Source organism: Citrobacter sp. RHBSTW-00944 (assembly GCF_013615435.1).
GTDB lineage: Bacteria > Pseudomonadota > Gammaproteobacteria > Enterobacterales > Enterobacteriaceae > Citrobacter > Citrobacter braakii.
On the sequence record NZ_CP055418.1, the window covers coordinates 1,003,388 to 1,015,501 of the forward strand.

The window sequence follows — 12,114 nt, forward strand, 5'->3', positions numbered from 1 at the left end:
TGATTAATACCGGATTTTTGCATTGTGTCATTTTCCCGTCGACTTAATATAAGCCCCGAAACAGCGTAAACAACTGTGGACGGTATTTCGGATGGAATACCAATGAAGTTCAAAATACGGGGCGGCTTGAGATGGATTGTTTGCAAGGATATGCGCTACCGCCACCTGCAGATCAGGATTCCCGGACATAAATTATCTGCGGAAATAGATCTTCGGAATAACTAAAAAACAGATATAAGGTTAAGTAGTAATATGAAAATGAAAAACGTGGCTGTGGCCTGTGCGCTGATGGCGGGAATGACTTTTACTGCCTCTTCTGCTTTTGCTGCAAAAAATGTCGAACCGACTAACGGTAAAATTCACTTCACCGGTTCTCTGGTTAATTCCGCATGTGGTCTGGCACCAGAATCCAGCCCGGTACAGGTTAATTTTGGTGAGATCCCAACTTCTCAGTTAAAAGACAACCAACGTGCTGGCGTTAAGCATGCCAAAATCGTTCTGCAGGGCTGTGATACGACCGTCGCGAAAACAGCCACTGTGACTTATACCCCGGCAACGATTGATACAGACAACAACGCGCTGGCTGCGTTCACCTCTGGTACTGCAAAGGGTGCGGGCATCGGTATGATTGACAGTGGCAACCAGGACGTGGAATGGGGCCAAGCCGCCTCTCAGGTCAACATTACCGATGGTGAAACCGACATTGATTTCGTCGCTTACCTGCAGGCAAACAACGCATCTGCCGCGGTAACCCCAGGTGATTTCGAATCTACCGTTAATTTCCAGATCGACTACCAGTAACGATCTGCAGCAGGCGCATTAACGCGCCTGCTTAACCCTTCCTGCGAATAACTGAAAGGAAATGCGGTGATGCCTGGATGGCGAATTTTACTGCTTTTTATCTTCATATCGCCTGCATGGGTTTTGGCTGACACCAATCGTCTTGTCAGTACGCCCGGCAAAATGCGCATGCGCGGAAATATTATTGAGGCTGCCTGTTATGTCGATCCACGCGACCGGTCGCTACTGGTTGAATTTGATGATCTCTCAGCCAGAGATATTTCCGGAAAACCAGAGAAAGTATCAGCGCATGATTTCAGCATTCATTTGTTGGGATGTTCATTAGGGGATTCTCAACATCCCGGGAATCTGTTTCAACGCGCCAATATTACCTTTTCTGGCGCACCGGATAGTGACAATCCTGATTATCTAAGCGTGCAATCGGAAACTGAAAATTTAGCGATAGAAATATATGACAGCAACGGACAGCAAATTCATCTGGGTGAGCCATCACCGGACTATGTGCTTAATCCAGGGAAAAACACGCTCAATTTTACGGCTTATTTGATCTCCCGCGACGGAAGAATGACATCTGGCGAATTTACTGCGGTCACGCATTTTGTTGTGAATTATCTCTGAGCTGCACTGCAATTCGGGTATCTGAAGGTTTGCGAACGAAAATGATCACGCTGAAAACAGATAAAAAACGTCTGGCGCTTTTTATTGCTCTGGTCTGTGCCTCTTCATGGGCTGAAGCGGATGAGGCCATTGAATTTAATACCGACGTACTGGATGCCAGCGACAGGCACAATGTCGATTTGCAGCGTTTTTCCGAAGGCAACTTTGTGACTCCCGGAGAATATCTGCTGGATGTTCGTATTAACAGCCAGGAGATTCCACAGCAGTCGATCCGTTATATCGTCGATCCTGCCAACCCGCATAAATCCATGGCATGTCTGACCCCGCAACAACTCGAATTACTGGCGCTCAAAGAAGAGGCGCTGGCCTATATTCATCCGATTAGCGCGACCTGCTATGACATTTCCCGCCTGCCGGGTGTGGCGTTGAATAATAGCGCAGGCGTACTGGACATTATCGTGCCACAGGCGTGGATGAAATATACCGATCCAGACTGGACGCCACCGGAGCGCTGGGATAACGGCGTCGCGGGGCTGATTTTTGACTACAGCGTCTCGGGCCAGGCCACACATTATGAACAGGGCGGAGATCGTTATCGCTCTCTGTCTGGCTATGGGCAGACAGGTTTTAACCTCGGCGCGTGGCGATTTCGTGGCCAGTATCAGGCCAATTACGCTTCGGATGATAATCGCGGCCGTATCGACTGGGATCAGATCTATGCCTATCGACCGTTGCCGATGCAGGCTGCAAAACTGACGGTCGGCGAAATCTACCTGAATTCTCAGGTTTTTGATTCGGTGCGTTTCACCGGGGCTAACCTCGCCAGCGACGAGCGTATGTTGCCACCAAATTTGCAGGGCTACGCACCTGAAGTGCACGGCATCGCCCGCAGCAATGCGAAGGTTACCGTCAGTCAGCAGGGCCGTGTTATCTATCAAACCACCGTTCCTGCAGGGCCATTTAATATTCAGGATCTGCACGGTTCGGTACGCGGCACGCTGGATGTTCGCGTCGAGGAGCAGGATGGCAGCGTACACACTTTTCAGGTCAATACAGCCGATATTCCTTACCTGACGCGACCAGGCTATGTGCGCTACAACGCCGCGGTCGGGAAGCCATCGCGTTATAACCACGACGTTCAGGGGCCTGCGTTTTATAGCGGTGATTTTTCATGGGGGGTCAGCAATGCATGGTCGCTGTACGGCGGCGCGCTGCTCACTGGCGATCGCTATAACGCCTGGTCGATGGGGATTGGGCGGGACTTGAGCTGGCTGGGGGCGCTGTCGGCTGATGCGACGCAATCCGTGAGTCGGGTAAAGCATCAGGCTGAACAAAAAGGCATGTCTTTTAAGCTCAGCTACGCCAAAACTTTTGATGAGTACAACAGTGCCATCACCTTTGCCGGTTACCGCTTCTCACAGCGTAACTTCCGCACTTTCTCGCAGTTTCTCGACGAGCAGTATGAAAATAACAACAGTGCCGGCAACGAAAAAGAGATGTACACCATCACCGGCAACAAAACCTTCTTTGCTGACGACCCACTATTAGCGACCACGCTGTACCTGACCTATACCCACCAGAACTATTGGGATCGCGGTTCCCAGGATCGTTACGGATTATCGATGGGGCACAGCTTTTCATTTGCTGGCATCCAGGGGATCAGCGCCAACGTTGCGGCTTACCGCTCTGAGTATCAGGGCAAACGAGACGACAGTCTTTCGCTTTCAATCTCGGTGCCATGGAGCGATGGCCGCTCTATGGATTACGAATTGCAGAACAGCGGCAACCAGACCAGCCAGATGGTTTCGTATTCCGATAACCGCGACCGTAACAATCCGTGGCGTTTGCGCACAGGGGTTTCCGGTGAAGGGCGTACGGCGTTTGATGGCTATTACAAGCACCGCAGCATGATGGCGGAACTGGAATCTAACGTCAGCTGGCAGCAATCACGTTATTTCTCCGTTGGCGGCACGATGCGCGGCGGCTTTACCGCGACGCGTCACGGTGCGGCGCTGCACAACAGCCAGGCGTCGATGAATACCGCCAGAGTGATGGTTGATACCGACGGGGTGGCGAACGTGCCGCTGAACGGCGAACAGGCGCACTCAAACCGCTTCGGTATTGCCGTCGTACCGGACGTCGTTAGCTATCACAGCTTTGATACCCGTATCGATGTGGACGCAATGGACGAGGACATTTCCGCGACTAAAGCCATCGTGACCAACACCCTGACGGAAGGTGCGATTGGCTACCAGCATTTTGCCGTGGCGCAGGGGCAAAAAATGATGGCGCTGCTGCGCCTGAAGGATGGTTCGGTACCGCCGTTTGGCGCCGAAGTGTTTAACGCTAACGGCGTTAGCGTCGCCATGGTAATGGAAAACGGTATGGCCTGGATTGCGGGTGTGAATCCGGCTGAGCGTCTTTCCGTTGCCTGGGCTGGCCGTGCGCAGTGCCACTTACAGGTGCCACAACAAATCAACCCGGAAGGTAACGTGCTGTTGCCTTGTGAATAATTTCAATAACCTGAATGAATTTTGTCATGAATAATCAAGCTTTTTACTCCGTGCAGCGTTGGCTTAAACCCGTGGCCTGTGGCCTGCTTTTGATTGCAGAGATCAACACCTCATGGGCGGGTATTGCGCTCGACCGTACCCGCATGATCATCACGGGTGATGCGCGCTCAGTCAGTGCGAACTTATCCAATACCAGCCCGAGCATTCCGTTTCTGGCTCAGTCGTGGGTGGAAGATGCTAACGGAACAAAAATTACCTCGCCGCTGATGGTCTTACCGCCGCTGCAACGAATTAACGGCGGGCAAAAGGGAATTGCCCGCGTGACGAAAACCAGCGGGATCAACGCCCTGCCGCAGGATCGCGAGAGCTTGTTCTACCTGAACGTACGTGAAATTCCGCCTAAACCGGATAAGCCGAACGTGCTGCAACTGGCGATGCAGTCGCGCATCAAATTGTTCTACCGTCCGGCCGCCATTGTGCCGGAAACGCCGGGTGCCGTGTGGCAAAACCAACTGGTCTTTCACAAGCAGGGCCAGCGCTGGAGTGTGGATAACCCAACGCCTTACTTCGTCACCTTAATCGGCTTAAGCCGCAAGCCAGAAGCGCAGGGAGGCGGCAGATTGACCGACTTCCCCGGCGTTATGGTCTCACCAAAATCCTCTCTCGATTTCAGCGTCACGGACGGCAGCGTCAGCCAGTTCAGCATGATGTACGTGAACGATTTTGGCGGTCATCCCGAACTGAAATTCAGCTGCACAGGCAATGTATGTAAAGCATTGCCGATGGAGCAACAGCCCCGGTAACAGGAATCGTAAATGAAAAAGATGCTTTGCGCCCTGCTGATGGCGGGCATGGCCTGGCAGGTTCAGGCCACCAGCGGCCGCCAGGATATGAGCAACGTGTCCGGTGAGTATGGCAACGTCCGCTTTCACGGCCGGGTCTACGTGTCGCCGTGCGTGCTGGATATGGCCTCACGCGATCAGACCATCAATCTTGGTGATATTTCCGCCAGTCGGTTTCGCCAGGGCGGCGATCGCAGCGAACCGGTATTGGTCACGCTGTACCTGAACGGCTGCTTAAAGGGCTCTGGTCATACCCTGAGGGATTTCCCCGGGCAGACCAGCGAAATGCCTGAGCTGGCGCACAGCACGGTGGAACGTGGCGTTTCGATGACGCTGATGGCCGAAGGCGCGCCGGAAAACAGTGACCTGGGGCGTATTCGTGGTGATGTGCGCGGCGCGGGCATTCGGCTACTGACCGAGCGTAATCAGCTGATCCATCTGAACCAACCGCAACGTATGTGGATCCTCAAACCAGGCGATAACGCCATTCACTTTCTGGCCACGCTGGAATCTTTTGGGCCAGAGGTGACTGCCGGAGAATTTAACGGCCTGGTGAGACTTAAGCTGGAGTATCTATGAGCGTATTACGCAAAGCGCTGTTGTGGGTTGCCCTGGCTGGCTGTCCACTGGCCGGGCAGGCATTTACACAGGGGGAAGGTGAGCCGGAGGGCGGGTCGCCGCATCAGTACGATATCGAATTGAGCTCGCTGGATGTCAGTAAAAACCACGTGGGCGGCAGAACGGATCCGTTTACCTGGAATCTGGGCAGTTGGTATGTGGTGAATTTCTATTGCGAGCAGGCTGACATCTCCCGGTCGCCGATTTACTACACCACCACGACTACGATGCCGCCTTCAAATCAGGGGGCGAACCGTTTTCGGCTAAATGAGTATCTGGATGTGGAAGTGCAGGTGTGGGTTGCCGGGGGCTATAAACGGTATGTTCAGGCGCCTTTTACCAACGTTTCAAACCGCAACAGCAATAACACTTGCAAAAAGCGCAAGGGCTACACACGCGCCACTAACGTTGAAAGTGGTTCAAAAGGGAAAGTGACGTTTATTGTCACTAAACCCATTATCAACGGCATCAATATCACTTCCCAATCGCTGGTGGAGGTAGCCGGGCGCATGGGGAGCGCGGGACCTACGCCCACTACGGCGATTTCCCGTGTGGTGATTAAATCCGGGCTGATTACCGTACCGGACAAATGCACCTTCAACCGGGGAGACAAAATCAGTATTGAGTTTGGCGATCTGCCAGGATCCGCTGCCCGGCTCAATGGCACTAACTACAGCAAGTCGATCCCCATTCATGTTGTTTGTGAAGGCGGCAGCTTCGATCAGGGCGCGCTGAACATTAATCTTGGCGTACAAACTACCACGGCGTCAGGCACGGCGGGGTTCAACGATCATCTCCTCGGCACGCTGAGCGGCGGACAAAAGCGCGACGATCTCGGCATTATGCTTAAAGACGAGAGCGGTGGCACCGTCGTGCCCAATCAATTCTATAACGTGAAAGGTTTTTACCAGAATCAGGGCGACTGGAATCTCACCGCTGCACCGGTGGCAAAGCCGGGCGTGGGAAGCGTTAAGGAAGGTGAGTTTGAAGCCTCTGCCACCGTTGTTGCGCAGTTTCAGTAGGGGGATGCCATGAGATTTTCGGCGTTATTCGCGATCGGCGTGCTACTGCTTGGCGGCATGGCGCAGGCCGACACCAAACTGGTCGGCGGCGATATGTATTTTCACGGCACTATCAGAGCGCTGGCCTGCAGCCTGGCACCTGGAGGCGACAAAATCGAGGTCGATTTCGGGCAAATCGCAACGCAGGATCTCTATCTTTCGGGGCGCAGTAAGCCGGAAAAATTCAGCATTCAGCTACGCGACTGCAACCCCGAGGTTTTTCGCGGGATCTCGGTCACTTTCAGTGGTAGTGAGGATGCTGAACTGGACGATCATCTGGCGCTGGATAGCAGTGAACAGGGCGGCGCGACAGGGATCGGTATTGGGATGAGCGAAGAGGACGGCACGGCAATTCGCCTTGATGAGAGCACGTCAGTCAAAGAGATAACTGCAGGCTCGATGACGCTAAATTTTTGGGCGTGGGTCGCAGCAGAGCCGTCGGCGATAAAAAATCAGTCTCTCGAATACGGTCCGTTCAGCGCCAGCGGAACCTGGACACTGAACTACCAGTAGCATGATGAACGCACTGAATCGTATTGCCCCGCTGCCTGCGCAGAAATTATTGCTCGTTATTAGTCTGTTTTTCTGGTGTGGGGGAATGCATCTCTACTGGCTGAATAACGGCGGCAGCGGTCTGTCGTTGCCGCTTAATATTACGAGCTGGATTTATGCCGTTGTGCTGGCTGCAAGCGCATCAGTGCTGGTGCCTCGTCAACGCTGGCGCATCACTGTCCCCGCCACAGTTTTTTCGATGGGGGCGCTCATCCTGACGCTGCTTTGTCTGTTGACGCCTGGCGTCTGGCAGTTCGAGGCGCAGCTGGTCGCAGGGGCGCTGCTGGGAGGCGTGCTCGTCTATCTGGTGACATTGCAGATTCCGCTTGCGGCAAACACCCTGACGGTACTGCTGACTCTGCTATGGGGGGCGTGCGTCATCGAATGTCTGGCGTTTTTGTATCAGTACTGGCATTTGCCGGGTGTTGATTACTGGGAGTTTGCCTGGCGACGCGGTACGCGGCCCTACGGTATTTTTCAGCAGGTCAATCTGATGGCCAGCTTCACAGCATCTGGTGTGCTGCTGTCAGCTCCGCTCTTTTTACGGCTACGCGACAGATATCGAATTGTCATCGGGGTTGCTCTGGTGATGATGGGCTTTGTGCTGCATGAATCCCAGTCGCAAACCGGCTATGTGTCTGTGGTGGTAGGTGAAGTCTTGCTGCTGGTGGTTTTCCCGGCGCAACGCCGTATGTTGTTGCTACTTCTGCTGCCGCTGGCGTTAGGCATGGTGGCGGGCACGCTTGCTCGCCATTTTTTGTCCGTTGCTACAGTCGATCACCTGACCACTTCCCAGGTGCGCTGGACGGTGCTTAAAACGTCACTGGCATTATTTGCCGAACGCCCGTGGACGGGGTGGGGTGTGGGCAGTTTTGCCGCCGTGTTTCTCGAACGTGCGGGGCCGTTGGGGCTGAGCAGCATCTCGCATCCGCACAATGAGCTGGTGCTGTGGCTGGTGGAGGGCGGCCTGGTTGGGCTGGCGGGGGCGCTGTGCTTTATTACGGGGGGCTTCTGGCTGTGGATGCACGGAAATTGCTGGCGTCGCGCTTGTCTGGTGGCGGCGCTGCCGGTGGTTATTCATATGTTGACGGAATACCCCGTCAGGCAGTCAACACCACACTGGTTACTGCTGATCCTGCTGCTTCGTTGTGCAGATAGCCCGCTAAAAGTGGCTCGCCTGACGCTTACGTCGACGTCGCTGATTCGTGCGCTGGCATTGATCTCGTTTTTAACCTTCACGCCATTGTTGCTTCTCTCACTGCACACGCAACAGCAGCTGACGCTGGTGGAGCGACAATCAGCGCAGTGGCGTCTGGCCGAGTCGCTCCCGGTAGGAGGCTGGCTCCTTGCCCCTCGCTACCGGTTTGATGTGCAGATGGGGTATCTGCAACGGTATCAGCGTACCCGGGACGCTCGCTGGCTGGAAGCGGTTCGCCGCTGGGCGCCTGACTATGTGCGTGTTCACCCAGACCCGAATGTCTCCTTCACGCAAATCTTGCTGGCGTTACAGCAGCGCGACCTACCTGAGGCGCATCGTCTGGCGACGCGCTTTTACCTGACATACCCGAACGATCGTCGTATCCCGTGGCTGCAGGATGCACGACGTCCTTTCAATCAAAAAATGGAATGATATGAACAGATTCAGCGAACAGACCCGCCATGTGCCAGAGCTTCCCCGCAACGCCGAGCTGCTGCGGATCACCGGGATCCGTTTGCAGCGCATCCATTTTTTTGATGATGCATCGCTGGATGTCTGTGAGGTGTTAAGTCAGGTACGCACGCCGCTACCGCTCGATCTTTTTTTCAAGCACCTTTCCATCACCGCAAAACAGCAGCTATTTCTGTGGCAAATGCGGCAGGTACTGGCACTCTCAGGAAGTTATTCGCTGAATTTATCCGTCAGGATGCTGACCTGTCTGTCGTGGATTGCGCAGCTCGCCCGGCAGGCGCATCAGGGGCGGATTGTTATCGAAATACAGGATCCTGGCACCATGATGCGACTGGAAAAGGCAGAACAGCAGGCTGTATGCATTGCCGTCAAAACCCTGGTGCGTCACGGGTTTCGCGTGTGGCTGGATGATGTTTCGCCTGAGCTATTTTTTATCTGGCGACTGTCTGGCATCCGTTTCGATGCCATCAAAATTGAAAGCGGAATGTTTCATCAGTTCAGGACGTCGGAGTGGCAGTTGAGGGTACTGGTCAATCAATTTCGCGGGCTGGGAGAACGGGTTGTGATCGAGGGGGTGGAAACGCCGCAGGATTACGCCATTTGCCGTATGAGCGGCGCAGATGCTGTGCAGGGATTTTTGTTCGAGCAGGAAGTATTACCGAAAAGCCTGAATCATTGCTGATTCAGGCCATGGTCATTATTCGCTCAGCGTCTGTGCGATATCTTTTTGCACCTGCTGGCGCTGTTCTGGGGTCAATACTTTGTTCAGGTCGAAATAGTATTTCACGCGGTAATAACGCGCCTGCTGTTCAATATTGCTGAACGCGGAAAGCTGTTTTTTGACGGCGGCTTCATCCCATTTCCCGGACTTGATGACGTCAATCAACGCGCCGTCTTTAACATCCTTCACCGATATCTGGCTAACGTTGGTTTCAAGCTGCTGGTGCAGTTTTTTAATCTGCGCAACCTGGTCAGTGCTCAGTTTAAGGTGCTGAACTACCGGGTCCTGAGCTGGTGCGGGTACATTGGATACGTTTGCTGCAAGCGTGCTAAAAGAAGCGCCAGCCACGGTTGCCGCCAGCAAAGTCATGCGTACGAAGTTCTTCATTTCGGGATCCTGATAAGGGAATTATTAACATTGTCTGTCACTCGCTGGAGACGAGTGATTATCCTTTGCAGAATACGATGCCCGAAGCACGTCGCCACGCGAATTTGTTTTGCGGTTGGTTACGGAGTGAAACAATCCCGCTACGGAAAACGTTGTGCAGCGGGAAGAAGGCGATATCTACAGCGTGAACGGGTCAGCGTCCTGCCAGGCGGGGAATTTCTCGCGGTACTCGCGCAGCGCCGAGAGTGACAGTTCAGCGTCAATGCGCGTAGCCTGATGTGGCTCGGCGGTGGCAATAATCTCACCCTGTGGATTAATCACCCGGCTGTCACCGCGATAATGATGGCCGTTACCGTCAGTACCCACGCGGTTACATCCTGCTACATAAGCCTGGTTCTCAATTGCCCGCGCGGTGAGCAGAACCTGCCAGTGTAGCGAACGCGGCGCCGGCCAGTTGGCGACATACAATGCCAGGTCGTAATCGTTGCGGTTGCGCGACCATACTGGAAAACGCAGGTCATAACAGACCAACGGCAGAATGCGCCAGCCGCGCCATTCAAAAATAACCCGCGCGTCACCCGCCTGATAATGTTGATGTTCATCCGCCATGCGGAACAGATGGCGCTTGTCATAGAAATGGACATTACCTTCGGGTTCGACCAGCAAAAAGCGGTTTACTGGGCCACGTTCAGACAGGAGAGCGGCGCTGCCTGCTATAAGGGCGTTCGTCTGTTGCGCCTTAGTGCGCATCCAACTGACAACCTCTTCCTGCGGCAGCGATTTGCTTGCCGCTTCCATGGCAAATCCGCTGGTAAACATTTCAGGTAACACAATGACATCACGTCCGGTGACGGTTTCCAGTTGGCGGTCGAAATGGCGCAGGTTAGCCGGACCATCCATCCAGACCAAAGATTGTTGCAAGAGAGTAATCTTCAAACCAGACACAGTACCAAACTCCTCGTTGTGGGCTTAAGTTAACTCTAACATCTTATTCGCGGAGTGTGTGGGTGGGGGACATCTTGAAAGGCCATTTTCCAGAAACCGCTGATTTGCATTTATCAGTATCTCCAACCACCATTTACAGGCAGAATAATGCGGGGATCGGCCAAGGAGGAAAAATGCTAAAGATATTAACCACTATCGCTACGATGGTCGTGGCAACAGGTGCAATGGCGCAAAGCGATATTAACCTGAGCACTCTGGCGAAAGATGATGCGACAAAAGCAGCGTACAGCCAAATGGTGGAAGGGAATAAATTGCCCGCATGGATCAATAAAGGGGGAACATCTTCCCCGACGCAGACGGTGAAGCTGGGTGGCGAATCATACCAGGTTCTGAGCGCGTGCAAACCGCATGATTGCAGTGCAGAACGTATTGCGGTGCTGTGGTCAGAAAAGTCACAGCAGATGATGGGGGTGTTCTCAACGGTTGATGAGAAAACCTCACGAGAGAAACTAACGTGGCTGAACGTGAGCGACGAGCTGTCAATCGATGGTAAAACGGTACTGTTCGCTGCGCTGAGCGGGAGCCTGCAAAATCATCCTGATGCGTTTAACTACAACTAATGTGTAAGCAAAAAAGCGGAGCTTCAGCTCCGCTTTTTATTGTGCACAGAAAACCCCCAGCTAGGCTGGGGGTTCCGGAAAGCTTTCAGCTTTGGGCCAGTTATTAAAACCCCTTTTGATTTGTTAAAACACATTGCGGTCTGGCAACTGCAAATGTTTAACAAGAAATCAAAAGGGGGTCCCAATGGGGGACGAAAAGAGCTTAGCGCACACCCGATGGAACTGTAAATATCACATAGTTTTTGCGCCCAAATACCGAAGACAAGCATTCTACGGGGAGAAACGCAGGGCGATAGGCAGCATTTTAAGAAAGCTGTGTGAGTGGAAAAACGTGCGGATCCTGGAAGCGGAATGCTGTGCGGATCATATCCATATGCTTGTGGAAATCCCACCCAAAATGAGCGTATCCGGCTTTATGGGGTATCTGAAAGGGAAAAGCAGTCTGATGCTGTATGAACAGTTTGGGGATATGAAATTCAAGTACAGGAATAGAGAGTTCTGGTGCCGGGGATACTACGTAGATACGGTGGGTAAGAACACGGTGAAGATACAGGAATACATAAAGCACCAGCTTGCAGAAGATAAAATGGGTGAGCAGTTATCGATCGCTTATCCGGGTAGCCCGTTTACGGGCCGTAAGTAACGAAGTCTGATGCAAATGTCAGATCGTATGCGCCTGTTAGGGCGCGGCTGGTAACAGAGCCTTATAGGCGCATCCGAAAAACCTCCGGCTATGCCGGAGGATATTTATTTGTCTCAAATCGCGT

At 53.3% G+C, this 12,114-nt stretch carries 13 protein-coding genes; 11 read left to right on the forward strand and 2 right to left on the reverse strand.

Annotation, left to right across the window (positions count from 1 at the left end; all coding sequences use genetic code 11):
• Window positions 1-252: 252 nt before the first annotated feature.
• The 9 genes from HV334_RS04680 (at window position 253) to HV334_RS04720 (ending at window position 9,356) form a co-directional block, all read left to right on the forward strand.
• Complete coding sequence (locus HV334_RS04680) at window positions 253-801, forward strand: fimbrial protein (protein ID WP_016155749.1); 549 nt, start codon at window positions 253-255, stop codon at window positions 799-801.
• Window positions 802-870: 69 nt separating this feature from the next.
• Window positions 871-1,419, forward strand: a complete 549-nt coding sequence (locus HV334_RS04685) for a fimbrial protein (protein WP_019076063.1) — start codon at window positions 871-873, stop codon at window positions 1,417-1,419.
• 41 nt (window positions 1,420-1,460) lie between these two features.
• Window positions 1,461-3,932: a fimbria/pilus outer membrane usher protein gene (locus HV334_RS04690; protein ID WP_016155751.1), complete on the forward strand. Its 2,472-nt coding sequence runs from the start codon at window positions 1,461-1,463 to the stop codon at window positions 3,930-3,932.
• A gap of 26 nt (window positions 3,933-3,958) precedes the next feature.
• Window positions 3,959-4,735 (forward strand): fimbria/pilus periplasmic chaperone, encoded by a 777-nt coding sequence (locus HV334_RS04695; protein WP_181221225.1) that lies wholly within the window; start codon window positions 3,959-3,961, stop codon window positions 4,733-4,735.
• A gap of 12 nt (window positions 4,736-4,747) precedes the next feature.
• Window positions 4,748-5,353 (forward strand): fimbrial protein, encoded by a 606-nt coding sequence (locus HV334_RS04700; protein ID WP_019076065.1) that lies wholly within the window; start codon window positions 4,748-4,750, stop codon window positions 5,351-5,353.
• Window positions 5,350-6,414, forward strand: coding sequence for a fimbrial protein (locus tag HV334_RS04705; protein ID WP_131405625.1), 1,065 nt, complete (start codon window positions 5,350-5,352; stop codon window positions 6,412-6,414). Before HV334_RS04700 ends, HV334_RS04705 begins: the two co-directional genes overlap by 4 nt.
• A 9-nt stretch (window positions 6,415-6,423) precedes the next feature.
• On the forward strand, window positions 6,424-6,966 hold the full coding sequence (locus HV334_RS04710) for a fimbrial protein (RefSeq protein ID WP_016155755.1): 543 nt from the start codon (window positions 6,424-6,426) through the stop codon (window positions 6,964-6,966).
• A gap of 1 nt (window position 6,967) precedes the next feature.
• Window positions 6,968-8,635, forward strand: coding sequence for an O-antigen ligase family protein (locus HV334_RS04715; RefSeq protein ID WP_181221226.1), 1,668 nt, complete (start codon window positions 6,968-6,970; stop codon window positions 8,633-8,635).
• 1 nt (window position 8,636) lies between these two features.
• Window positions 8,637-9,356, forward strand: a complete 720-nt coding sequence (locus HV334_RS04720; RefSeq protein WP_181221227.1) for an EAL domain-containing protein — start codon at window positions 8,637-8,639, stop codon at window positions 9,354-9,356.
• A 15-nt stretch (window positions 9,357-9,371) separates the two neighbouring features.
• Here the strand turns inward: HV334_RS04720 and HV334_RS04725 are convergent, their stop codons facing one another.
• Complete coding sequence (locus tag HV334_RS04725) at window positions 9,372-9,782, reverse strand: Spy/CpxP family protein refolding chaperone (protein WP_016155758.1); 411 nt, start codon at window positions 9,780-9,782, stop codon at window positions 9,372-9,374.
• A gap of 177 nt (window positions 9,783-9,959) precedes the next feature.
• Window positions 9,960-10,727, reverse strand: a complete 768-nt coding sequence (locus HV334_RS04730) for an amidohydrolase (RefSeq protein ID WP_047417078.1) — start codon at window positions 10,725-10,727, stop codon at window positions 9,960-9,962.
• A gap of 173 nt (window positions 10,728-10,900) precedes the next feature.
• Between HV334_RS04730 and ivy the strand changes: the two genes are divergently transcribed.
• Together ivy and tnpA are read left to right on the forward strand one after the other, a co-directional pair.
• Window positions 10,901-11,347: an Ivy family C-type lysozyme inhibitor gene (ivy, locus tag HV334_RS04735; RefSeq protein WP_047498493.1), complete on the forward strand. Its 447-nt coding sequence runs from the start codon at window positions 10,901-10,903 to the stop codon at window positions 11,345-11,347.
• 184 nt (window positions 11,348-11,531) lie between these two features.
• Window positions 11,532-11,990 carry an IS200/IS605 family transposase gene (tnpA, locus tag HV334_RS04740; RefSeq protein ID WP_131381019.1) on the forward strand — a complete coding sequence of 153 codons (459 nt, stop codon included), beginning with the start codon at window positions 11,532-11,534 and terminating at the stop codon, window positions 11,988-11,990.
• Window positions 11,991-12,114: the final 124 nt, after the last annotated feature.

Excerpts from the sequence above, each read along its gene's own strand:
- HV334_RS04680 (WP_016155749.1), top strand. The coding sequence starts at position 253 with ATGAAAATGAAAAACGTGGCTGTGGCCTGTGCGCTGATGGCGGGAATG.
- ivy (WP_047498493.1), top strand. The coding sequence starts at position 10,901 with ATGCTAAAGATATTAACCACTATCGCTACGATGGTCGTGGCAACAGGT.
- HV334_RS04685 (WP_019076063.1), top strand. The coding sequence starts at position 871 with ATGCCTGGATGGCGAATTTTACTGCTTTTTATCTTCATATCGCCTGCA.
- HV334_RS04705 (WP_131405625.1), top strand. The coding sequence starts at position 5,350 with ATGAGCGTATTACGCAAAGCGCTGTTGTGGGTTGCCCTGGCTGGCTGT.
- HV334_RS04720 (WP_181221227.1), top strand. The coding sequence starts at position 8,637 with ATGAACAGATTCAGCGAACAGACCCGCCATGTGCCAGAGCTTCCCCGC.
- HV334_RS04700 (WP_019076065.1), top strand. The coding sequence starts at position 4,748 with ATGAAAAAGATGCTTTGCGCCCTGCTGATGGCGGGCATGGCCTGGCAG.
- HV334_RS04690 (WP_016155751.1), top strand. The coding sequence starts at position 1,461 with ATGATCACGCTGAAAACAGATAAAAAACGTCTGGCGCTTTTTATTGCT.
- HV334_RS04715 (WP_181221226.1), top strand. The coding sequence starts at position 6,968 with ATGATGAACGCACTGAATCGTATTGCCCCGCTGCCTGCGCAGAAATTA.
- HV334_RS04725 (WP_016155758.1), bottom strand. The coding sequence starts at position 9,782 with ATGAAGAACTTCGTACGCATGACTTTGCTGGCGGCAACCGTGGCTGGC.
- tnpA (WP_131381019.1), top strand. The coding sequence starts at position 11,532 with ATGGGGGACGAAAAGAGCTTAGCGCACACCCGATGGAACTGTAAATAT.
- HV334_RS04695 (WP_181221225.1), top strand. The coding sequence starts at position 3,959 with ATGAATAATCAAGCTTTTTACTCCGTGCAGCGTTGGCTTAAACCCGTG.
- HV334_RS04710 (WP_016155755.1), top strand. The coding sequence starts at position 6,424 with ATGAGATTTTCGGCGTTATTCGCGATCGGCGTGCTACTGCTTGGCGGC.